We start from the raw sequence: 21,062 nt of genomic DNA, 5'->3' as shown, positions 1-21,062 counted from the left end.
AGTCTTCCCCACCGCACAGGGGGAGGCAGTCGGCAAAAGAAAGCTTGTTGCGGTCCTTTTGCCCGATGAGCCGGTGGCTGGATGCTGCTTAGGCTGGCCGAATGCTGAGTCCCGACGAGGAATTCGACGTCGTGGTGGTGGGTGGCGGCTCTGCAGGCGTTGCCGCCGCCGTGGGTGCGGCGCGCGCCGGCTGCCGCACCCGGCTGATCGAGAAGTACGCGTTCCTGGGCGGCGCCGCCACGGCCTCCTCGGTATCGATCTACTGCGGCTTCTTCGACCAGAAGCGCCGCCTCGTCGTCGGCGGGGTGGGCGCGAGCGTCCTGCGCCGGCTGCGGCAGCGCGGGGTGTACCAGGAGGGCTCGTTCTCCTGGAGCGGCAACCGGTTCGTCCTGCTGGACGTGGAGACCACGAAGGCCGTGCTCGACGAGGAGACGACCGCCGCCGGAGTGGACGTCCGCATGCACAGCGCCCTTGTCGGCGCCCGGCGGGAGGGCGGGCGCCTGCGCGAGATCGAGGTCGGCGACCCCGGCGGGCGGCGCCGCGTCAGGGCACGGGCCTTCGTCGACGCCAGCGGCGACGGAGTGCTGTGCGCCCTGTCCGGCGCGGGCGTGCGGGTGGCCCCGCTCGCCGACCGGCAGACCAGCACCCTCGTCTCCCGCTACGGCGGGGTGGCCCCCGATGCGGACCTCTCCCGCGAAGGCGTACGGGCCGCCGTCACCGCCCACAACCGCTGCTCGTCCCGGCCTCTGCTGCGCGAGCAGGGCGTCCTGGCCCGCCTCCCGGTCACCGGCGAGGTCGTCGCCCTCCTTGCCGACGAGCACGTCGACACCCTCGACGCGGCCGCGCTCACCGCAGCCGAGATCGACGCCCGCCGTCAGGCCGCGGACTACCTCGCCGCCTTCCGCGCGCACCTGCCCGGCTGGCAGCACGCCCATCTCCTGGCCACCGGACCCCAGTTGGGCATCCGCGAGTCGCGGCGGCTGCGCGCCCGCGAAGAGGTGCGCAGCGACGACGTCCTCACCGCCCGCAAGCGGCCCGGCGAGTCCATCGCCCGCTGCGGCTGGCCCGTCGAGGACCACGCGGGCCCCGGCGTCACCCGGTACGTCCCCATCGAGGGCAAGGGCTGGTACGACATCCCGTACGGCGCGATCTGCTCGGCGGACACGGACAATCTGTGGGCCGCCGGCCGGCTTACCGGTTCCGACGACGACGCCTTCGCGTCACTGCGGGTCATGGGCACGGCCTTCGCCACCGGCCACGCCGCGGGGGTGGCCGCGGCCCTCTACGTGCAGGGCACGGAGCACGACGTTCGTGCGGTGCGTGTGGAGCTGCTTCGCCAGGGAGCCCTGGTGTGAGGACGGCACAGCGGTACGTCAACTGCGGGCTGGTCGTGGCTGTTCGCGCAGTTCCCCGCGCCCCTTTGGGGCGCGATCACGCACCGCACTTCGCCAAGCCCGCCCAGGAGGCTTCGAGGCCGGTGGAGGCCCCGGGCTCGGCCGGCTCCTCCGACTCGGCCGGCTCCTCCGATGTGGCGGACTCGTCCGCCTTGGCAGGCTGCTCAACCGCCTCGTCGGGCTTCTCCGCCTCGGTGGCGTCCCCTTCCGCAGGCTCTCCCGTCTCGCCGACAGCCACCTGCTGCTCGGCCTGTGCGTTCCGCTCGGCCATCAGCCGGCCGTACGCCGGCGTGTCACTCGGCACAGTGTCCGGGGCGGCGGCTTCCGGGGCGGCTTCCGGCGCGGTGTCCGTGGCGGTGTCCGTGGGGGCCTCCGGCGCGGTGTCCGGCGCGGTGTCCTCCCGCCCGTCCGTGTTCCGCTTGGCCCTGACGTCGTGTCAGTTCGGCTTGCCCCCACACTCTCCGGCCGCCGGCCCGGAACTCGTCCAGGGAGATCTGGTCCAGTTGGCAGCCGCCTGCCGGGTGATCTGGAGAGCCTGCTCCTGACAGACCTCGGCCCGGCTCTTGCGGAGGGTGCCGAGTCGGTCGTCCAGGGCCTTCCGGGTCTCCGCTGCCGACGTTCTGATGCGGTTGCGCTCCTCGTCGGAGGCGGCGTTGCCGAGGGCCTTCTCGGCCGCCCTGTCGACGGCGTCCTTGTGCGCCTGGCCACCGCTTGTTCCGCTCGGCCAGCAGATCCTGGGGAGCCCGGTCCAGCGTGGCCCGGTCCTTCTCCAGCCGGATCTCGGCCAGTTGCCGCTGCCGGTAGGAGTCGTAGACCGCCTGTGCGCCCTGGTCCACCCACAGCAGCGGTTCCGTCACCGGCGACAGCTCCGGTGCCGCGACCGTGGCGCTCTGGAGGCCGGTGGCGACGCCGTCGAACACCGCGTCCCCGTATTCGCCCGATTCGATGTCCTGGTCCAGCGCGGCCGAGCTCGCCGCGATGCCCTGCCCATTGCCCCACCGATTTTCCGCCGCCGCACAGGCCGGGGACGGGCCGGAAGTCAGCAGTGTTCCCCGACTCAGGTCGTGGCGTACTCCCGGCATCGGTCGGGGAGCGCCGCCGGGGTTCAGCGTTCGAGTCCGGCGCGGTAGGCCAGCCGCGCGGCCTGGACCCGGTTGTCGGCGCCGAGTTTCATCAGCAGGCGGCTGACCTGTCCCTTCACCGTGCCCTCGGTGATGTGGAGCAGCCTGCCGATGTCGGCGTTCGACAGGCCTCGTCCCACCAGGCGCAGGACGTCCAGTTCCCGCTCGGTCAGCGAGGCCAGCGCCTTCTCCTCCCGGGGGTCCAGCCGGGGCGCCTGGTGGGCGAGGGCGTCCAGGACCCTGCCGGTGACGGCCGGGTCCAGCGTCGCTCTGCCCGCGGCGACGTCGCGGACCGCCCGGATCAGGTCTTCGGGCTGGGTGTCCTTGAGGAGGAAGCCGCTGGCGCCTGCGCGCACGGCCTCGTCCACGTACTCGTCCTCGCCGAACGTGGTGAGGATGACCACGCGCGGCGGATGCGGCAGCGCCCGCAGTTCGCGCGTGGCCTTGAGCCCGTCCATTCCCGGCATGCGGATGTCGACCAGCGCGACGTCGGGCGAGTAGCGGCGGGCGGCCTCCACGGTGCTGTGCCCGTCCCAGGCCTGGGCCACCACGTGCAGGTGCTCGCTGGTTTCGAGCACGTCGCTCAGCCCACGACGCACGATCTCGCTGTCGTCGGCCACCAGGATCTGGATCACCCTCGCGGTGTTCATCGCCGAGTCCCCGTCTGTCGTCGCACGGCCGGTCCCGCCCTGCGGAGCTGCGTTCCACGGCCTACGCTACGGCTCGCCCGGCGATCGATCGAACGCACCGGGCTTTCACGGGTGCGGCGGAATGCGGGCCTCGACCTTGAAGCCGTTGCCGTGGGGGCCGGCGGTGAAGGTGCCGCCGAGCAGGGCGGTGCGCTCCTCCAGGCCGATGAGGCCGTTGCCGCCGCCGGGGGGCGCGTCGGGAGTGGCCGCCCGGGTGGGCGGGCCGTTGACGACCGTGATGCGGACGCCGTCGAGCCGGCAGCCGACGGTGACGGTGACCGTGGCTCCGGGGGCGTGTTTGGCGGCGTTGGTGAGGGATTCCTGGGCGATGCGGTAGATCGCGCGCTGGACGGGGGCGGGCAGGGTCTCCGGGTGCCCGTTCACCTCCAGCCGGGCGTCCTGGCCGCGGGAGGCGGCGCGTTCGACGAGCCGGCCCAGCTGCGAGGCGTCGGGGGCGGGCGCGCGGGGAGCGCGCCTGCCGTCCCGCTCCGGGGTGAGGATGCCGAGGATGTCGCGCAGTTCCTCCAGCGCGTGGTGGCCCTCGTCGCGCACCTCCTCGGCGGCGCGGGCGACCTCGGGTGACGAGCTGGCGGCCGGACCGACCTTGAGGGCACCGGCCGAGAGCACGATGTTGCTGATCCTGTGCGCCACGATGTCGTGCATCTCGCGGGCGATGCGGGCGCGCTCGTCCACCTGCGCGCGCTCCACCAGCAGGTGCTGCTCGCGTTCGAGTCCTTCGGCCTTCGCCCGGGCCTCTGCCGCGAGGTCGCGCCGGACGGCGACGGTCTGGCCCAGGACCAGCATCCCGAGGACCAGGGACAGGACGTACAGGGTCTCCCGCAGGCTGCTGGGCGGATGGCCGGTGAGCAGGACCAGGAAAGCCGCGGCGCACGCCGCCAGGGCGTACAGGACCAGGGTGCGTACCCGGCGGTAGGCGGTGCCGACGGTGTACATCGCCACGGCCAGCGACGTGGGGGTGAAGGCGATCACGAAGCCGACCATGACCGCCACGGCCACCGGGCCCGGCAGGCGCCGCCGCCACCACAGCAGGGTGCCGACCGCCCCCGACACCGCCGCGATGACGGCCGCGGGAGCGTGGCTGAGGAGGCCGTTGCTGCCCTTGACCCAGCTGTTCAGGACGCTGACGGCCACGACGGCGGCGACCAGGACCGCATCGGCCGTCCGCGGTGACCAGCGGGGATGTCTCTCGTGCGCCACCAGACCACCGTAAGGCGAGCGCACGCTGCGCGGTGTGCGGGACCGCGTCCGGACGTATCGACGAGGAGGATCACGAGCGACGGGCACGGGCCAGGGCGCCGCACATGGCGGCGAAGACCGGGATGCCGAGCATCATCATGAAGCCGATGAAGATCAGGTGCTTGTTGAGGTCGGACTGCCCCATGGTCAGCATCTGCATCCAGAACTGCCCGATGCAGCCGCCCGCCAGGAGCAGGGCGAGGACGCCGAGCCCCCGGTCGGCCGTGGGGAGATGGCGCCGGGTGGCCACGACGGCTCCCGTGGCACCCATCAGCAGTCCGCCCAGGGGTATCACGATCAAGACGTTGCCCAGGGCCTTGAACAGCCAGCCGCCCAAGGGCCAGCGGTGCTCCTTGGCGTGTTCCGGGTGGCCGGAGTCTGGTGGGTAGCTGCCCAGGAAGTCGAGTTGGAGGCTGACGACGCCCACCAGGCCGCGGCGCTGCTTGTCCAGCAGCGAGGCCGGGTCGGTGAGCTGGGCCAGCACGATCTTCAAGGGGGTCACCTTCTTCCGGTAGTCCTCCCAGTGGGGCGAACGGGCCGCGGAATCAGGAGAGATGATGTTGGTGTTCGCAGCGTCCACCAGTGACGGGTCCGCTCCCAGGGCCTTCAGCTTCGCCTCGGGATCCTTGCTGTGGGGCAGCATCTCCATGAACACCGCGTCGTACCAGACCATGTCGTTGAGGCGCTTGGGCTGCTCGGCGGTGAACCACAGGGCACACATGCCGAGAACACCGCACAGCAGCAGTGCCGGTACGCGGCGTCGGAGCGCGGCGCCGAGCCGGGCGGTCCGGGAGGGACGCTCGTCCGCGGCCGCGTCGGATGCCGGCGCTTCCGCCGGGCCGGGGCCGGGGAGCCACAGCATGACGGCCATGACGAGGGGGAGGAACACCATCAGCTGGGTCTTCGCCATGGTGGTCCACAGGGCCGCCGCGGTGAGCGCCAGAAGGGCGCCCCAGGTCGCGCACCCCTTGCGCGCCAGGTGGAGGACGGCCACGCACAGCGCGAGGATGCCCAGCAGACCGCCGGGTTCGCTGTAGGGGGACACGAAGAATCCGGCGAAGAGGGAGTCGCACATCACGAGGCCGACCGCGCAGACAAAGGCGGCGCGGACCCAGAGACGTCCGGTGAGGACGGCGCAGAGCAGTCCCAGGAGCACGCCGACGGCGACGGCGTGGACCACGCCCAGGGCTTTCAGGTCGAGCCCGTCCCCCATCCCCAGCACGGGAGTGAGCTGCTTGGCCAGCCAGAGCGGAAGCAGCTGGGAGGAGGGGTAGGGCTCGCCGGAGCCGGCGGCCCCGCAGGCTTCGCCCGGCATCCGGTAGGGAATCCAGCGGGTGTAGACGTAGCCGGTGGTGTCCGAGGCCCACGGCCGGTCGTTGCCCACGCCGAGTTGGCAGACGAGCCGGTTGCCGTCCTGCTGGTCCGCCAGACCGATGGGGCCACCGGCAAAGAGGTGGACGAGCATGAGCCCCGTCCACAGTGCGCCGAGGGCGAGCGAGACGAACGCCGTTGCGCGCCGGGTCGGTTGTGGACGGCACAGTGCCGGAGACAGCCGGGGCCGGCCTCCGGGAGGGAGGAAGCCCGGCTTGCGCGAGTCCGTCGCGCTGCGGCGGGCCGTGCGGGTGCTCATCGGGTCAGGCCTCCCTTGAGCGTCCCTTCGGCGGGTTTTCCATCGGCCGGGGACACCCCGCACTTGACGACGTGCTGTCCCTTGTTCCACTCCGACTCGTCGGGGATGCGCGGCGAGTTGGCCGCGTCGGTGCCGGACAGGTATTTCTCGACGAAGGGTGCGCACTTCGACTTCGCCTCCTTCGCCAGGCGTTCGGCGTCGTAGCGGCCGCTGAGTGTGAAGGCGGCATTGACCGCTTCCCAGGTATGCGTCCGGGCGCAGGACGTCTCGGCTCCGTGGATCATGCAGAGCCGGACCTCGGCGCCGGCCTTCGTCTTCGCATAGTCCTTCCACGTGTGGGTCACCAGCGTGTTGCCGTGGTCGTCGGTCCTGGGCCCTACGAGATCGCAGCGCACGGTGCGCACCCCGAGCTCCCATTCCGCGCGGGTGGGGATACGGGTCCACACGCTCATCCCGTGGATCACGTCCACGTCGTCCTGCCCCAGGTAGTTCCGCAGGTCCTGTCCCGCCTCGTCCGTATGGCAGAGATCGACCGCCAGTTGCTCGGGGTCGGGGCGCGCCGAAGAGCGGGCGAGGGGCCCGGTGACGGTCTTCCGGGCGAAGGTCTCGGCCTGGTGCGGGCGTTCGCAGGACACCGGGGCTCCGATGTCGCTCGGCTGCACCATCTGCTGGTCGGTGAGGAAGAAGTGGCAGGTGCCGGGCTTCTGGTCCACGGTGGGGACGGTTCCGGCGTATGCGTCCGTGGTGACCTGGGAGCTCATGACGGTCAGGGTGCCCAGGGCGACGGAGACGAGGGCGGTCAGGGCTCCACCCACGGTGAACGAGCGTGTGCGGGCCGGGAGTCCGGGGTCTCGGGCCGGTCCGGGACGTCGCTGCGGTTTCGGGCGTGGAGGCATGGGGTGTCCGTCGGTCGGGGTGTGGGGGCGGTCGCGGGGCGTCGGGCCTGGAGCCGTGGTGGCTCAGGTGTCGGGCAGGGGGCGCGGGGCCGTGCGGCGCACGGTCACCGCGTGCCGGTGGATCAGGAAGGTGAGGGGCATGGTGATGATCACGGCGAGTTCCGGGGTGACCGACGGCGGTGTGCCGAGGAGGCGGACGCCGCTCCACGCCAGCGCGCTGCTCAGCACGAGGGAGACGCCGCTGCCCGCGGTGAACCGTACGAACCCCTGGCCGTGGGGCTGTACGTGATAGGTGAAGCGGCAGTGCAGCAGATAGGTCACCACGAGATTGAGGCAGAAGGCCGTCACGTGGGCCCGGAGGCAGCCGAGCGAGGTGCGCAGGAGGAGGTAGAGGGCGCAGTAGACGAGGTAGGCGGTACCGCCGACGATCACGAAGCGTACGGGCGGGGGGAGTCGGCGCCGCTCCGCGCCTGCCGGCGGGGCGCCGTCGGCGGGTGCCCCGGACGGCTCAGACACCGAACGTCCCCAGCGCGAAGAACACGAGCCAGCTGCCGCCGAGGGCCAGCAGGCCCCGGTCGTGGAGCACCACGTCTTCGGGGGCCTGGGCGTCGCCGCGGTCGATGTGCATCGCGTAGGCGAGGGTCGCCAGCAGGAAGGGGACGGAGGAGAGCCGGGGCCACGGGGCGCTGAGGCCCTCGGTGTCGAGGGAGAAGGCCCACAGGCAGTACGCCATCAGCACGCTGCCGCACGCCACTTGCCACAGCATGCGCAGATAGCTCGCCGAGTACGATCCGAGCGAGCGTCGGGTGCGGGACCGCCCCTCGCCCTCCTGCACCGATTCCGAGTAGCGCTTGCCCGCCGCCATCATCAGGGCCCCGGATCCGGCGGTGACCAGAAACATCGGAGTGACGTCGATGCCGGCCGCGGCGCCGCCCGCGATGGCGCGCAGCGTGAAGCCCGCGGCGATGGCCGCGAGGTCGTACAGCGGCTCGTGCTTGATCCGCGTCACGTAGAGGATCTGGACGAGGAGATACGCCACGAGGACCACGGTCAGCGTGCCGGTGCCGGCGAGGCAGGAGACGAGGACGGCCGTGGCGGCGCCGAGCGCGCCCGCGGTGTACGCGGCGGAGAGCGGGACGACTCCGGCTGCGACCGGCCGTCGGCGTTTGACCGGGTGGGCGCGGTCGGCCTGGACGTCCAGCGCGTCGTTGACGAAGTAGACGGCGGACGCGGCCAGGCAGAAGAGGGCGAAGGCCAGCGTCGCGCGGGCGGCCACGTCCGGCCGGTTGAGCTGCCCTGCGGCCAGGGGCGCGGCGAAGACCAGGACGTTCTTGACCCATTGGCGTGGGCGCGCGGTGCGCAGGAGCCCCTTGAGGCGGGCGGACGTGCCCATGGTGTCCGCGGCGTCGGAGGGGCCCAGTGCGGTGGGGTTCATCGCCGGTCACGGCCGCGGGGTCGTCCCGCGCCGCCCACCAGGGTTCCGAGGAGGGCACCGGCGACCACGTCGGAGGGGTGGTGGGCGCGCAGCGCCAGGCGCGACCACATGACGCCGCCCGCCACGGCGGCGACCGCCGGTGCCGGCAGCAGCCCGCGGAAGGCGACGGCCGCCGCGGCGGAGGAGGCGCTGTGGCTGCTGGGGAAGCTCCACGTGCCGCGGACGGCACGCGAGGCGGCCGGACGGGGGCGGCGTACCACCTGCTTGACGGCGGACGAGCCGAGGTGGGCCGCCCCGACGCGGGCGACGGCGGCCGCCCACTCGTGGCGCCGGCCGGGCTGCAGCACCGCCCCCACGGCACCCACGGCGATCCACACACCGGCGTGTTCCCCGAGGAAGGACAGGGCGCAGGCCGCGGCCCGGACCGGGCGGGAGCGGGGGTCCCGGCACCACGGGCGGCCGGAGCCCTCCGGCCCGGGGAATTCCGACGAATTGCTCAGCATGCCCACACCGTAGGCGCCGGTGAAATCCCTCCGGTCGCCCGAAAGTTGAGGACGCCGCATCCGGGTTGTCGGACGGCGGGCGGAAAGTTGAGATTGGCCGTCGTACCGGTCCGTCGGGTGGGCCGGGCAGGCCATTGGGACAACCAGGGTGTCATCTTTCGGAATTGGCAGTCGACATTGCCCCGGAGGAACCGGGGCCGTCGGTCCTCAGACTCGTCTCAGACGCGGCCGTGACCGCGATGATGCGAACCGAAAGGAACCTTCAGGTGAGTGTGAAGTACCGACGGACGCTGATGGCCGGTCTCGGCGTCGCGATGGCAATGGGCTCACTGGGCCTGACCAGTGCGTCCGCAGCCGTGGCGGACACCTCCTCCGGATCCGCCAAGACGAAGGGGGCCGCCGAGGACGTCATCACCCTCGGTTTCTCCAACCGGCCCAACAGCCTTGACTCCGAATTCCGTTACGACGGCATCGTCACCGCCCCCAAGGGCGTCGGCATCCAGGGGATCCGGTACTCCTTCAACGGTAACGGAATCGCCAATGTGCAGGCGCGCGAGGTCTCCCGCGGCAAGGGGGGCATGGGCGAGGAGTACGAGATCGTCGGCACGACGACCGAGGGCGGCAAGGACAAGATCGACTTCACCCTGCGCGGCGACTTCGGGCCCGGCGGCTCGAAGTGCCCCACCACCGAGTACCCGGTGCGGGTGGAGATCACCCTGACGGACGGCACCAAGCAGGTCGTCACGCCGGTGATGGACATGCGGTACTTCAACAAGTGCGACGGCCAGAGCACCGCGGAGGGCGGCCGTCCCGTGGCCCGGCTGCCCTGGGACAACGCCTGGCGCAGTCCGAGCGGCAACAGCCAGGACGGCTGGGGCTACATCACCGACACCGGCAAGGTGCCGGGCGACAGATTCATCATCGACGCCTCCAACCCCCGGTACGGCAGCGGCCTGCCCTGCGACATCACCGACAAGGTCTACTACCAGTGGGTGAAGTGGAACGGCGACGGCACGTACTCGGCGACGCAGCTCACCCCCAAGCCGGAGCCGCTGAACGTCACCCCGCACGGCAACGACTGGACCAAGAAGATCGAGTTCCAGAACGCGACGGACTTCACCAAGGACGGTGAGGGCTACTACAAGCTGCTCGCCTGGCCGCAGGCCAGCAGCAGCAAGGGCCAGGCCTGCCAGGCGAGCTGGGACTACAACGACCAGGCCCAGGGCTTCCAGGTGGGCAGCGTCTTCTACAAGTCCTCCAAGGGCACTCCGCTGGCCGACCCGCTGATCCTCGGCGGGGCGGCGGCTGCCGCCGCGGTCGGTGGCGGCGCGGTGTGGTACATGCGCCGGCGCCGCGCCGAGGCGTCCGGCTGAGCGGTGATCCGCATGGCGTTCGGCCCGAGCGCCGGAAGGGCCCGGGCCGTTCGCCGTCCAGCGTTCGGTCCGGGCCCCGCGGGGCCGTGATCACCGCTGTCGACTCGTCGTCTTTTTCCGTGTGTTGAATGAAAAGGGAAGGGGACTCGCGTGCGCGAGGTCGTCCTCGTGGCCGGAACGCGGCCGGAAGCCATCAAGATCGCACCGCTGGCGCTCGAACTCGCCGCCTCCGACTGGGCGCGCCCGCGCGTCGTGGTCACCGGACAGCACGGCGAGGTGGTGCTGAACACCCTCGGCCAGTTCGGTCTCACGCCGTCGGACTCCCTGGGTGCCGGTCACGAGGGCGGGCTGCCGGGGCTGGCCGGCGCGGTGATGCGAGGCCTGGGAGAAGTGCTCTCGCGGCGGCCCGCCGATCTCGTGGTGGTCCAGGGCGACACCGTCTCGGCCGCCGCCGGGGCCTACGCGGCGTTCCTGCAGGGCGTACCGGTCGCCCACCTGGAAGCAGGCCTGCGCACCGGCGACTTGACCAGCCCGTTCCCGGAGGAGGGCAACCGCCAGCTGATCGCGCGGATCGCCGCCGTCCACCTGGCGCCCACGCACCGGTCGGCGGCCCATCTCGTCGCCGAGGGCATTCGCCCCGGTACCGTCCACGTCACCGGCAACACCGTGGTGGACGCGGTGCGGTGGATCGCCGGTCTGCGGGCGCCGTTCCCCGACGGATCCGCGGCGCGGGTGATCGCCGGCGGGCGCCGCATCGTCCTGGTGACCGCCCACCGGCGGGAGTCGTGGGGCGAGCCGATCCGCCGTGTCGCCCGCGCCGTGGACACCCTGGCCGCACGCCATGGCGACACGGACTTCGTCGTGGCAACGCACATGAACCCGGCCGTACGGGAGGCGGTGGCCGCGGAGTTGAGCAGCCGGGAGAACATCCACCTGCTCGGCCCGCTGCCGTACGAGGTCTTCGTGCGGCTGCTCTCGCTGTCCACGCTGGCGATCACGGACTCCGGCGGCATCCAGGAGGAGGCACCGGTGTTCGGCGTCCCCGTGCTGGTCACGCGCGAGACCACCGAGCGCATGGAGGCGGTGGAGGCCGGGGTGGCCGCCCTGGTGGGCACGGACCAGGACCGCATCGTCACCGAGGCCGGGCGGCTGCTGTCCGACGAGGAGGCCCACGCCGCCATGGCGCAGGCGGCGAGCCCGTTCGGCGACGGCACGGCCTCGACGGCCTGCGCCGCGGCCTTCCACAAGTTTCTGGCCGGCCGCCCGGCGGTGTGAGGCGAGGGGCCGGCGCACCGCGCAGGCCCGTCCGTCACGCGGGGCCGTTCGCAAGGGCGCCTCGCCGCGCGAGTGCGCCCACGTCGGCGCGAGGCGGCGCCCGGCCGCCTCTCAATCCCCATGGAGGTCTTGGACATGTATGGTTCCGGTTCTGTCTCGGGCGGCATCGCCGCCGGCGGCGGCGGAGTCGCGACAGGCGCGGTGCTGGCCCAGACCGGTGCCGGACCGGCGTTCGCCGTACTCGCCGGCGCAGTGGTGCTCTGCCTGACCGGTCTGCTGCTGTACCGGCGCGGCCGGGTCAAGAACTCCCGCGGCTGACGGCCCATGAACCACTCCGCCGACCTCCCGGGCCCGAACTCCACGGACCCGTACGAGCGCCGCACCTCGCCGGCGAACTGGGCGGCGGTCCTGCTCTTCCTCGGTACGGCCGGGTGGCTGATCGCCGGCCAGGAGCAGGTCCGCCACCAGGAGGCCCGTCTGGCGTCCGTGCTCTCCCAGTTCTTCCTCGGGACGGGGACGAAGTGGGAACAGGGCACCAGCATCTTTGTGTTCGGCCTCGGGACGCACCACGTCCAGGGCCTGAACATCACCTTCGGGTGTTCCACCGTCCTGCTGCTCGTCCCCCTGCTGCTGGTCGCCGGCGGTTTCGCGATCACGGGGCGGGCCCGGCCGGGACGGCTGCTGGTCGTGCTGGCGGTGAGCTCACTGCTCCTGATCGGGGTCAACGCGGTGCGGCTCGTGGGCATCACGGGCTTCACCCTGCACTGGGGCATGAAGGGCTTCGGCTGGTCCCACACGGTGCTCGGCTCGCTGTGGGTGCTCTTCGGCCTGGTCGGGACCCTTGTGCTGTTCGTGCGCTGGGTGACCGGAGGCAAGAAGGGCGGTGGGCGCACGGGAGCCAGGAGGAACGGCCGGAGAGCGGACCGCGGGCGTGGCGGCCGACACGCCCCGGCCGGTGGACGGACGGCCGGACACCGCCGCTCCTCCGGAAGCCGCAAGAAGGGCCGCCGCAAGGCGGGTTCACCCATCACCGCACGCGAACACGGGCAGATCCAGTGACCTTCACGACGATCCTCGGTATATGCACCATCGTCTCGCTCGTCATGAGCGCCTCGTTCCTCGCCTACGTCGTGGCGATCATCGTCCCCTTCGTGCGGGACAAGCCACTGCCCGAAGGGGACCCGGGCCCGTTCTTCTGGCACTTCGTCGTGCCGTGCCGGGACGAGGAGGCGGTGATCGGCGGCACCGTCGACTACCTGCGGAAGACCTTTCCGCAGGCCCACGTCTGGGTGATCGACGACGACTCCGACGACGCCACCGCGGCCCTGGTGCTGGAGCGGGCCCGGCGCGACGAGGGGGTGCACCTGATCCAGCGGCGCCGCCCCGAGGCCAGGACCGGCAAGGGCGACGCCCTCAACCGCGCCTACCGCGACCTGGACGCCTGGATGCCCGGCCACGTCTCCCGCGACCGGATCGTCGTCTGCGTCGTGGACGCCGACGGGCGGCCCTCGGAGAACCTGCTGAGGGTGTGCGCGGGTCCGGACCTGTACGGCGATCCGCGCATCGCGGCCGTCCAGGTCGAGGTCCGCATGATCAACCGGCACGACCGCAGCCCCCTGGACTCCGGGCGCAGAGTGGTCTCGCGCCACAGGGCGGGCGGCAGCAGGCGCCGTCGCCGCGGCCCGTGGCAGCGGGGCCGGAACCTGGTGGCCCGCACCTTCGTGCGGATGCAGGACCTGGAGTTCCGTGGCCCCATCTCGGCCATCCAGACCGCCCGCCGGCACAGCCGTACCGTGAACATCGGCGGCAACGGCCAGCTCACCCGGCTCTCGGCGCTGGACGAGATAGCCGGGGCGGACAAGGCACCGTGGCGCGGCTCACTGCTGGAGGACTTCGAGCTCGGCCTGCACCTGCTGCTGGCCGGCTGGCGCAACGGCTACACCACGGCGGCCTGGGTCGACCAGGAAGCCCCCTGGAACCTCGCCCGCTTCCTCACCCAGCGCGCCCGCTGGGCCCAGGGCACGATGCAGTGCATGCGCTATCTGCCCCGGATCTGGCGCTCCACCAAGCTGGGCAACCTCAGCGTCCTGGAGATCACCTACTTCCTGATGCAGCCCTGGCTGCAGATCCTGGGCACCCTCATCTACCCGCTGCCCATCCTGGTGTTCGCCAACAACGCCTTCTACTACCCGGAGTTCATGGCGGACTACCTGCGCTCGGGCGGGGCCGTGGCGATCGCCCTGTATCTCGTCGTGGGCACCGGCGAGTTCACGATCTGGGGATTCCTCTACCGCAGCAAGTGCGAGGCGGGCGCGACCCGTCGGCAGGCCCTGGGCTGGGGCCTGTCCTTCACGGCGTACGTCTTCTTCACCTACGTCATCGCGTGGAAGGCGTTCGGGCGGCTGGTCACCGGCCGGTCCGGGTGGGCCAAGACGCGCCGCAACGCGGAGACCCGGTCCATCGGGGCGGTGGCGCTCGATGCCTGAGCCGGCGCCGGTGCCGCCCGGCCGTCCGGGCCCCTGTCCATCGTGCCACGCCTCCGCGAGCGCCACGGACCGGTGGATCTGCCGGTGGCGCACGTGGCTGCGGCCGGGGTGGCTGTGCGGGCTGGCCGGGACGGAGCCGTGGGAGCAGGTCCGCAGGGCCGGCAGCGGTACGGAGGAGCCCCGCGCCCCCGGCCGCGGGCGGCTGGTGCTGCTGCTCGTGGTCGGCGTGCTGGCGGGCTCCCAACTGGTGCTGCTGGCCACCGGGTTCGTCGGCGGCGTCACCTCGCTGTTCGGCTCCGGCCAGACCCCGGCCGGGCAGCGGTACGCCCCCGCGCCCGCGACGGGCCTGCTGCCCTTCCACCGCGACGGCCGCACCTATCTGCTCAGCGCCGGAGAGGCGGCCCCCTCCCTCGGCGGGAGCTACGCCGATCCGGGTGCACCCGACGCGCGCTCGGGCTCGGTCGCCTACTCCGCCCCCGGCCTGGCCATGATCGGGCTCGGCCCGGCCGGCGCTCCGCCGCTGCTGCGCATCGCCAACGGGGACGAGGCGGCCCTTCCCGGCGGGCGGCCCGCCCTCCCGTCGCCCGCCGTGATCTCGGCGGCGGCCACCGGGACCGCCCGGCCGGACGGCGGCGCCGACCTGCCGCGCGGAACGCTGCTGTGCCGGTCCGGCGTCTCGCAGCAAGCCCGGCAGGGCCCCGGTTTCGGCTGCGGCGAACTCACCGAGGACTGCACGGCCGAGTGGACCGAGTGCCGGCTGCGCACGATGCGGCCCGGGCAGCCGGTCGCCGGCCCGGGTGATGTCTCCGGCCCGGTGTGGCAGCCCATGGCCGACGGAACGGTACGGGCCGTGGGCGTCGTGCGGCAGGCGGACGGGAACCGGGACGGCCGGCCCGGCGGGCTGCTGAGCTTCGTCCCCGTATGGGAGTTCACGCGCATGCCGTGGGGCCCGGAGCAGGTGGCGGGGGGCCACCCGGCAGGCGCCGGCGGTCTCCCCGTCACCGCACCGCAGGCGCCCGTGGATGTGACGGTACGTCAGGACAGGGCCGGTGGCGTCGTGGTGGAGTGGGCGGCGGGATACGAGTCCCCGGCCGACCCCGTGATGTCCTTCCGGGTGTACCGGGGGAAGGAACTGATCGGCTCGCCCGGCCCCCGGCAGGGCTCCCTCCGCGACCCCGCCGGGCGGACGGACGAGACCTACCGCGTGGCCGCCGTCGACGGCTGGGGGGTCGAACGCGGCAGCCCGGCCAGGACCGCGCACTGACCGGCCGCATCGTGCACCCCCGGCCTCCTGCCCGGGTCGGCCACGCCGGCACAGGGAACCGTGGATTCTGCCCGTCGGCATCTCAAGACGTCGGAATCCAGCGGCGTTTGTCAACTCTCGGCACCGGGGGGCGGGGTGCCGTCCTGCCTACGGTCCTGGGGCGGGAGCGTGCGCTCCCGCCCACCGTCTGCACTTCCGCGAATCGAGATGCCATGTCCACCTCGCCCGCCGCATCCACGTTCCCCCGGCACAGGCCCCGCCTGCGCCGGGCCGCCGCCCTGACCGTGACCGGCCTTGCCGCCGCGGCGATGACCCTGCTGCCGGCCGGCTCGGCCACGGCGGACCAGAAGCCGGCCGTCGACCGCGCGAAGGCACTGGCACTGCCCGACGTCAGCAGCGACATCAACGACTGGTCGTGCGTTCCGTCCGGCGGACGGAATCCGGTGGTGCTGGTGCACGGAACGTTCGGCTTCAAGAGCGGGCTGCTGGCGGAGGACCGCTGGGGCGCAATGGCCCGCCGACTCAAGAGCGACGGGTACTGCGTCTACGCACTCGAGTACGGCAAGAACTTCTTCGGCACCCCTGCCACCGGCGACATCACGAAGTCGGCGGGGCAGCTCAACACCTTCGTCAACGGGGTGAAGGCCGCGAGCGGTTCCGGCAAGGTCGACCTGGTCGGCTTCAGTCAGGGCGGGCTCGTCTCCCGCTACTACCTCAAGAACCTCAACGGGGCCGCTTCGGTCGACAGGATGATCGGCCTCGTGGTCCCCAACCGGGGCACGGAGGTCACCAGGGCGTGGTGGGGTTCATGGATCTACGACGCCGTCGACCAGATGCTCCCGAAGTCCGACTTCCTGCGGAAGCTCAACGCCGGGGGCGACCTGATGCCGGGGGTCTCCTACACCATGCTCGCCACCCCCGACGACGACACGGTGCAGCCCTACACCAGCGCCTACCTGAACGGCCCGAAGGACCGGCTCACCGTCGCGGACGTGCCGGGCATCCCCGGCAGCAAGGGGGACCCGCACGAAGAGTTCCCCTTCAACCCGGCAGCCATCGCCTGGGTGCGCGAGGCCCTCCGCTCGAACGGGCCTGCAGACCCGTCGTTCGAGCCGGGAAGCAGCAGTGGCGCAACGGGCGGCGAGAACAGGCCCGTTGAGCATGCGAGCGACCGGAATGACCAGCCCGCCGAGCCTGACGCGCCCGCCGCGCCCGCCGACGAGAAGCAGTCGTCGGTCGGTGAACAGGTCTCCGAGATCGAAACCCCGCTCACCGGTCCGTACGTCTTCGCCGGGGCGGCGTCGGTGCTTCTCGCAGGCGGGGCCTTCGCATACGTGCGCAACCGTCGGCGCCCGCGCGGGGAACGCCCCTGACAACGCACTACTTTCGTCGGGAACGTGCCCCGACGAAAGGGCGGCGATCCGTCGACCCTCCCTGCGTCACTGACCACTTCCGGCAATGCCCTCGGCCGGGCGGGATTCCTAGGTTTGAGCCATGAGGAAGCGACGACACCTGGTACGGATGGCGACCATGGCGGGCGCCGGCCCGGAGGCCCGCACCACCTACGACCGGGTCCTGAAGTACTGGGACACGATCCGCGACAAGCACCAGAGCACCGTCGCCGACCTCCAGTCGCGCTACACCCCCGCCACCGGACTGCTGCCGGACCAGGACGGGCTACCGGCTGGACGGCACCGCCCTCCGGAACGGTTCCTCGGCCGCCTTCATCGCCCCCTTCGCCGTGGCCGCCGCGACCGACCAGGGCAGCCAGGCGTGGCTGGACGCGCTGTGGCGCAAGCTGAACACCCTGCCCCTCGACGCGAAGAACCACTACGGCTCCACCATCCAGCTCCAGGCCGTGATCGCGGCCGGAACCCCCGGGAGTCCTGCTCATGTGCGCCGTCGACTTCACCAGCACCCGTGCCACCGTCGTCCTGCTGCGCAACGCGCGTGCCGCGGCGCAGGCCCGGCGCGTTCTGGCAGCCGTCTGTACCGGGGACGCGTTGTCGGAGGACGCTGCGGCGCTGCTGCTCTCCGAGGTGGTCTCCAACGCCGTGCGCCATGCGAAGGGTTCCACGATCAAGGTGGTCGTCTCCCGTGACGAGGTCTGCGGCTCGGTCACCGGGGCGGTGTTCGATTCCACGGCCGGGATGGGGGAGGGGCAGCGCCGTGGCGACGGGCCGCTGGACGAGCTGGAGACGGGCCGTGGCCTGGACATTCTCGACGCGCTGGCCGACGAATGGGGCGTGACCAGAGTCGGTGGGAGCGGCAAGTGGGTCTGGTTCCGCATCGCCGGCCGCGGCCGGTCCCGGACCGCAGCCGCCTCTTGACCCAACGGAGTCCCGGACGTCCGGAGCGCCCCGCAACTCCGTGATCAAGGAGGTCACTTCGTCATGAACCGTGCTTCGCCCGCGAGCAGCGTACTCGCGCAATCGGCCCCGGTCCTGTTCCCCGGGATCGATCCCCGCCGGCTGCCCTGTACGCGCAAGCCCGACCTGTGGCACTCGACCAGATGCGGGGACAAGGAGCGCGCCCGCGAGCTGTGCGGGCGCTGCCCCGCCCTCGTCCAGTGCCGCCAAGCCGGCCGCGAAGGCCGTGAGTTCGGTATCTGGGGCGGCGAGGACGAGAGAGACCGCAACCGGCTGGGCCGGGCACCGCTCTGCTGGCGCCCCGGCAAGTACGACATCGACAGGCGCGGGCTGCCTCGGTGATCTCTGAGGAAGGAGCACCTCGCCGGGGAGGAGAAGGAGCTCGAACAGCTCTGCAGGACCCGGCAGTAGCCCGTTGCGGCGCGGCCCCGGCAGGGGCCGCGCCGCAACGATTCACCCGCGCGTCCGTCAGTAGCGCGGCCGTTGGTTCTGGGCGGCGCGGTCCACTTCGTCCAGCTGCTTGGAGATCTGTGCGCGCCGCTCCGGGCTCTGGCTTGCGAGCCACTTGAGGATCTCGGCGTCGGAAATCCCCCGCTTCGCGCGGCTGTTGGGCTGCGAGCTCTCGCCCTGGACGGACTCGCCCTCCGCGACGAACGGCGCTCCGTAGGCCGTGGCCTGGTTGGCGCCGTAGGACAGAACGTCGAACAGCCCGCCTCCGCCCTGGCCGGCAGCGCTGTGGGCGAGACTGTCGGTCGGCACCTCGGCGGCCGATGCGCTGCCTGCGACACCGAGAGCGATGACGGGCACCGCGGCGAACGGCAGCATGCGCAGGGCGGTCTTGTTGGTGCGGGGACGGGCATGTTTGGCCATGGATTCCTCCTGGTGCGCCGGTTGGCTGTGATCTTGAGAAAGAGCCTAGGAACGCCCCGGGCTCCGCACCGGCTGCAAAGGACGGAGTCCACTGGCAGAACGTTCAGCCTTCCGGGCCCGGGAGTTGACCCCGAAAGTAGGGGCGCGGGCGAGACTTCCTGCCACACCACCGCGGCCCGGCGCTGTCAGCGGTCCGATCCGGCGTCCGTCAGCAGCCCGGCCTCCAGCGCATCGGCCACCACGTCCTCCAGTTCCGCCAGCTCCACGTCGGCGTCGGCCGCCACCTCGGCGAGCGTGCGCCGGCCGTCCAGCGCACGCAGCAGCGCCAGCCAGTCGGCGTCCTCGACCGGGTCGATCACGTACGTCAGGGTCCGGTCCACGGCGACGAACCACGCGCCGCCCGCCTGCGGTGCGTTCAGCAGCAGGACGTTCTCCGCCCGTGCGAGGACGGCCCGTTGACTGACGGGGGCGTCGTGCAGGACGGCGTCCTCGATCTCCTCGGCCTGGCCGTCCCAGTCGGTCACCGGAACGGACCGCGGCAGTGCCGCCCGCGGCGCGTCCGCGTGCGGGCCGGGCAGCTCGCGGCACATGGCGTCGAGCAGACCGAGGTTGACGACGCCGAGCAGGAACTCCACATCCCCGCTGCCCGGGTCGGCCTCCAGCCCCCGGAGCGTGCTGCGCACATGGTCCGCGTCCAGGTAATCCCGGGCGCGCGGACTGCTCAGGGCCTCCTCCACGAGCGCGTCGCCCTGCTGAGCCAGCATGGCGGCGAACGACCGGCACGTATGGCGCAGGCCCTTCCCGAGAAAGAAGGGGATCTTGGGACGGGTGATGAACTCGGGGGGCAGCACGCCGGCCAGGCCCCGCCGCAGGATCTGCTTGTCCCAGATGAGGGACGGCCGCAGTTCCTCGGGTACCGCGGCGGTCAGTTCCACCAGGCGGTGGTCGAGGAACGGGACCCGGGCCTCCATGCCGTTGCCGGCCGCCGTCCGGTCCTCGTGCCAGCAGTTGTACATCTGCAGCTCCCGGTACTTCCAGCGGAACAGCCCCTCGTACGGGTCCGGGCCGGTGCCGCCCGCGGCCGCGCGCAGGGCCTCCGTCCGCACCAGCGACGGCCCGGACCGGTCCCACCAGGCGCCCATCCCGGGGGCCAGCCGCCGGTCGGAGCGGACGCCCCTGCGGTGGAGGCCGGCCATGAAGTCCGCCCACCGGCCGCCGGGGGCGAGCATGTGCGAGTAGCCGCCGTTGAATTCGTCGGATCCGATTCCCAGCAGCATCGCCTTCATGCCGGGGTATTGGGCGCGCGCGTACCGGTACAACTCGTGCTTGTAATAGGCCTCGGGGCCCGCCAGCGGTGTCTCCAGCAGCCACAGCAGGCGTTTCCACTCCGCCACGCCGGGTACGGCGGCGGTGTCGAAGAGCACCTGGTGGTTGTCGAGACCGGCGAGCCGGGCGAAGCGGTGTGCGTACTCGGCGTCGGTGTTGAGCAGAGTGCTGCCGTTGAGGGCGGTGAAGGTCGGCAGCCTGCTTCCGGCGAGCGCGGCGATCGCGACGGAGTCGATGCCGCCGCTGAGGAAGAGCCCGATCCCGGCGTCTCCCGTCCGGCACTCCTGCACCGAGGCGGCCAGGATCCCGGCGTAACGGCCCACCAGTTCACTCTCGGAGCCGGTACGGGCCCCGTCGAAGGCGGGGAACTCCCAGTAGCGATGGACCGTACGCGCACCGGTGCCGAGGTCGAAGACGAGGACGGAGGCCGCCGGGACCGGCTCGACGCCCTTGAACCACGAGTGCGCCGGGCTGTCGTCCAGCACCGGGTCGCACGTCATCATCTGGTCGGCCAGCGCCTGCTCCCAGTCGAGTTCGCGCGGGCAGTCCGGGTCGTCGAACAGCGCCTTGATCTCGGAGGCGAGGACGATCCGTTCGGCGTTCGCGTGGAAGAAGAGGGGCTTGACGCCGAACCGGTCGCGGGCGACGACGAGACGGTTGCGGTCGCGGTCGAAGAGGACGACGGCGAACATGCCGCGTACCCGGTCCAGGAAGTCCAGCCCGTCGCGGCGGTACAGCTCCAGTAGCACCTCGCAGTCGGAGCCGGTACGCGGCCGGGCGCCCGCCGGCAGCCCGGCCGCGAGTTCGCGGTGGTTGTAGATCTCCCCGTTGGCGATGAGGACGAGCGAGCCGTCCGGCGTGCTCAGCGGCTGCCCTCCGCCCTCGGGGTCGACGAGCGCGAGCCGCACGAATCCCAGCCCCACCGGGCCGGTTCGGGCGTACGCCGTCTCGTCCGGGCCCCGGTGCGCCAGCGTGCCCGTCATCCGCCGCAGCAGCCCTTGCGACGATTCCGGCAGCTTCCGCCCGCCGATCGCCGCGATTCCCGCCAGCCCGCACATGTCAGCCCCTCTCCAGGTTCGCTTTACGCCTGCTCAGCGTAGGAAGGGCCGGGGAGTCGTCCTTGCGCGTCCGGAGGACAATCGGTCGCCATCCGGGCAGAGTTGCGCCCCGTGGA

The 21,062-nt window shown here is 72.1% G+C and carries 20 protein-coding genes; 10 read left to right on the top strand and 10 right to left on the bottom strand.

Annotation, left to right across the window (positions count from 1 at the left end; genetic code table 11):
- Positions 1-101 precede the first annotated feature (101 nt).
- A complete protein-coding gene (locus tag ACMATS_RS17500) occupies positions 102-1,355 on the top strand; it encodes an FAD-dependent oxidoreductase (protein ID WP_414168392.1) in 1,254 nt (417 codons plus the stop codon).
- A 76-nt stretch (positions 1,356-1,431) separates the two neighbouring features.
- Here ACMATS_RS17500 and ACMATS_RS17495 read toward each other — a convergent pair whose 3' ends face one another.
- The 8 genes from ACMATS_RS17495 to ACMATS_RS17460 all read right to left on the bottom strand — a co-directional run bounded on the left by ACMATS_RS17495 (position 1,432) and on the right by ACMATS_RS17460 (position 8,925).
- Entirely contained in the window at positions 1,432-1,665 is a 234-nt protein-coding gene (locus tag ACMATS_RS17495; protein WP_414168391.1) for a hypothetical protein, read from the bottom strand.
- Between the two features lie 834 nt (positions 1,666-2,499).
- Positions 2,500-3,165: a response regulator gene (locus ACMATS_RS17490; protein ID WP_390776951.1), complete on the bottom strand. Its 666-nt coding sequence runs from the start codon at positions 3,163-3,165 to the stop codon at positions 2,500-2,502.
- A gap of 105 nt (positions 3,166-3,270) precedes the next feature.
- The gene (locus ACMATS_RS17485; protein ID WP_391152678.1) at positions 3,271-4,422 is read right to left on the bottom strand and encodes a sensor histidine kinase; all 1,152 of its coding nucleotides are present in this window, start codon (positions 4,420-4,422) and stop codon (positions 3,271-3,273) included.
- Positions 4,423-4,492: 70 nt separating this feature from the next.
- A complete protein-coding gene (locus ACMATS_RS17480; protein ID WP_414168390.1) occupies positions 4,493-6,091 on the bottom strand; it encodes a hypothetical protein in 1,599 nt (532 codons plus the stop codon).
- Entirely contained in the window at positions 6,088-6,906 is an 819-nt protein-coding gene (locus ACMATS_RS17475) for a septum formation family protein (protein WP_414168389.1), read from the bottom strand. Before ACMATS_RS17475 ends, ACMATS_RS17480 begins: the two co-directional genes overlap by 4 nt.
- A 144-nt stretch (positions 6,907-7,050) precedes the next feature.
- Complete coding sequence (locus ACMATS_RS17470; protein WP_414168388.1) at positions 7,051-7,503, bottom strand: GtrA family protein; 453 nt, start codon at positions 7,501-7,503, stop codon at positions 7,051-7,053.
- Positions 7,496-8,422, bottom strand: a complete 927-nt coding sequence (locus ACMATS_RS17465) for a decaprenyl-phosphate phosphoribosyltransferase (RefSeq protein ID WP_414168387.1) — start codon at positions 8,420-8,422, stop codon at positions 7,496-7,498. Before ACMATS_RS17465 ends, ACMATS_RS17470 begins: the two co-directional genes overlap by 8 nt.
- On the bottom strand, positions 8,419-8,925 hold the full coding sequence (locus ACMATS_RS17460; protein WP_414168386.1) for a phosphatase PAP2 family protein: 507 nt from the start codon (positions 8,923-8,925) through the stop codon (positions 8,419-8,421). Before ACMATS_RS17460 ends, ACMATS_RS17465 begins: the two co-directional genes overlap by 4 nt.
- 266 nt (positions 8,926-9,191) lie before the next feature.
- On the opposite strand from ACMATS_RS17460, the gene ACMATS_RS17455 reads away from it, so the two are divergent.
- The 9 genes from ACMATS_RS17455 (at position 9,192) to ACMATS_RS17415 (ending at position 18,034) form a co-directional block, all read left to right on the top strand.
- Entirely contained in the window at positions 9,192-10,298 is a 1,107-nt protein-coding gene (locus tag ACMATS_RS17455) for a hypothetical protein (RefSeq protein ID WP_414168385.1), read from the top strand.
- Positions 10,299-10,448: 150 nt separating this feature from the next.
- A complete protein-coding gene (wecB, locus tag ACMATS_RS17450; RefSeq protein WP_414168384.1) occupies positions 10,449-11,573 on the top strand; it encodes a non-hydrolyzing UDP-N-acetylglucosamine 2-epimerase in 1,125 nt (374 codons plus the stop codon).
- Between the two features lie 135 nt (positions 11,574-11,708).
- Positions 11,709-11,891, top strand: a complete 183-nt coding sequence (locus tag ACMATS_RS17445; RefSeq protein ID WP_390776942.1) for an LPXTG cell wall anchor domain-containing protein — start codon at positions 11,709-11,711, stop codon at positions 11,889-11,891.
- A 6-nt stretch (positions 11,892-11,897) separates the two neighbouring features.
- On the top strand, positions 11,898-12,632 hold the full coding sequence (locus ACMATS_RS17440) for an archaeosortase/exosortase family protein (protein ID WP_390776941.1): 735 nt from the start codon (positions 11,898-11,900) through the stop codon (positions 12,630-12,632).
- A complete protein-coding gene (locus tag ACMATS_RS17435) occupies positions 12,629-14,059 on the top strand; it encodes a glycosyltransferase (protein WP_390776940.1) in 1,431 nt (476 codons plus the stop codon). Before ACMATS_RS17440 ends, ACMATS_RS17435 begins: the two co-directional genes overlap by 4 nt.
- A complete protein-coding gene (locus tag ACMATS_RS17430) occupies positions 14,052-15,323 on the top strand; it encodes a hypothetical protein (RefSeq protein ID WP_414168383.1) in 1,272 nt (423 codons plus the stop codon). Before ACMATS_RS17435 ends, ACMATS_RS17430 begins: the two co-directional genes overlap by 8 nt.
- 212 nt (positions 15,324-15,535) lie before the next feature.
- Positions 15,536-16,696, top strand: coding sequence for an esterase/lipase family protein (locus ACMATS_RS17425; RefSeq protein WP_414168382.1), 1,161 nt, complete (start codon positions 15,536-15,538; stop codon positions 16,694-16,696).
- A 519-nt stretch (positions 16,697-17,215) separates the two neighbouring features.
- Positions 17,216-17,653: an ATP-binding protein gene (locus tag ACMATS_RS17420; protein ID WP_414168381.1), complete on the top strand. Its 438-nt coding sequence runs from the start codon at positions 17,216-17,218 to the stop codon at positions 17,651-17,653.
- Between the two features lie 63 nt (positions 17,654-17,716).
- Positions 17,717-18,034 (top strand): WhiB family transcriptional regulator, encoded by a 318-nt coding sequence (locus ACMATS_RS17415; RefSeq protein ID WP_414168380.1) that lies wholly within the window; start codon positions 17,717-17,719, stop codon positions 18,032-18,034.
- 126 nt (positions 18,035-18,160) lie between these two features.
- On the opposite strand, the gene ACMATS_RS17410 is transcribed toward ACMATS_RS17415, so the two are convergent.
- Entirely contained in the window at positions 18,161-18,562 is a 402-nt protein-coding gene (locus ACMATS_RS17410) for a hypothetical protein (protein ID WP_414168379.1), read from the bottom strand.
- A 185-nt stretch (positions 18,563-18,747) separates the two neighbouring features.
- On the bottom strand, positions 18,748-20,946 hold the full coding sequence (gene asnB, locus ACMATS_RS17405; protein WP_414168378.1) for an asparagine synthase (glutamine-hydrolyzing): 2,199 nt from the start codon (positions 20,944-20,946) through the stop codon (positions 18,748-18,750).
- Positions 20,947-21,062: the final 116 nt, after the last annotated feature.

Origin of the sequence: Streptoverticillium reticulum (assembly GCF_047456005.1) — a bacterium.
GTDB classification, from domain to species: domain Bacteria; phylum Actinomycetota; class Actinomycetes; order Streptomycetales; family Streptomycetaceae; genus Streptomyces; species Streptomyces reticulum.
Note: the sequence above shows the minus strand (reverse complement) of the source record. Positions and strands in the feature narration are given on the sequence as shown.

Coding starts and splice junctions, on each gene's coding strand:
- ACMATS_RS17500 (WP_414168392.1), top strand. CDS start 102: ATGCTGAGTCCCGACGAGGAATTCGACGTCGTGGTGGTGGGTGGCGGC.
- ACMATS_RS17495 (WP_414168391.1), bottom strand. CDS start 1,665: ATGGCCGAGCGGAACGCACAGGCCGAGCAGCAGGTGGCTGTCGGCGAG.
- ACMATS_RS17490 (WP_390776951.1), bottom strand. CDS start 3,165: ATGAACACCGCGAGGGTGATCCAGATCCTGGTGGCCGACGACAGCGAG.
- ACMATS_RS17480 (WP_414168390.1), bottom strand. CDS start 6,091: ATGAGCACCCGCACGGCCCGCCGCAGCGCGACGGACTCGCGCAAGCCG.
- ACMATS_RS17465 (WP_414168387.1), bottom strand. CDS start 8,422: ATGAACCCCACCGCACTGGGCCCCTCCGACGCCGCGGACACCATGGGC.
- ACMATS_RS17460 (WP_414168386.1), bottom strand. CDS start 8,925: ATGCTGAGCAATTCGTCGGAATTCCCCGGGCCGGAGGGCTCCGGCCGC.
- ACMATS_RS17445 (WP_390776942.1), top strand. CDS start 11,709: ATGTATGGTTCCGGTTCTGTCTCGGGCGGCATCGCCGCCGGCGGCGGC.
- ACMATS_RS17440 (WP_390776941.1), top strand. CDS start 11,898: ATGAACCACTCCGCCGACCTCCCGGGCCCGAACTCCACGGACCCGTAC.
- ACMATS_RS17430 (WP_414168383.1), top strand. CDS start 14,052: ATGCCTGAGCCGGCGCCGGTGCCGCCCGGCCGTCCGGGCCCCTGTCCA.
- ACMATS_RS17425 (WP_414168382.1), top strand. CDS start 15,536: ATGTCCACCTCGCCCGCCGCATCCACGTTCCCCCGGCACAGGCCCCGC.
- ACMATS_RS17420 (WP_414168381.1), top strand. CDS start 17,216: ATGTGCGCCGTCGACTTCACCAGCACCCGTGCCACCGTCGTCCTGCTG.
- ACMATS_RS17415 (WP_414168380.1), top strand. CDS start 17,717: ATGAACCGTGCTTCGCCCGCGAGCAGCGTACTCGCGCAATCGGCCCCG.
- ACMATS_RS17410 (WP_414168379.1), bottom strand. CDS start 18,562: ATGGCCAAACATGCCCGTCCCCGCACCAACAAGACCGCCCTGCGCATG.
- asnB (WP_414168378.1), bottom strand. CDS start 20,946: ATGTGCGGGCTGGCGGGAATCGCGGCGATCGGCGGGCGGAAGCTGCCG.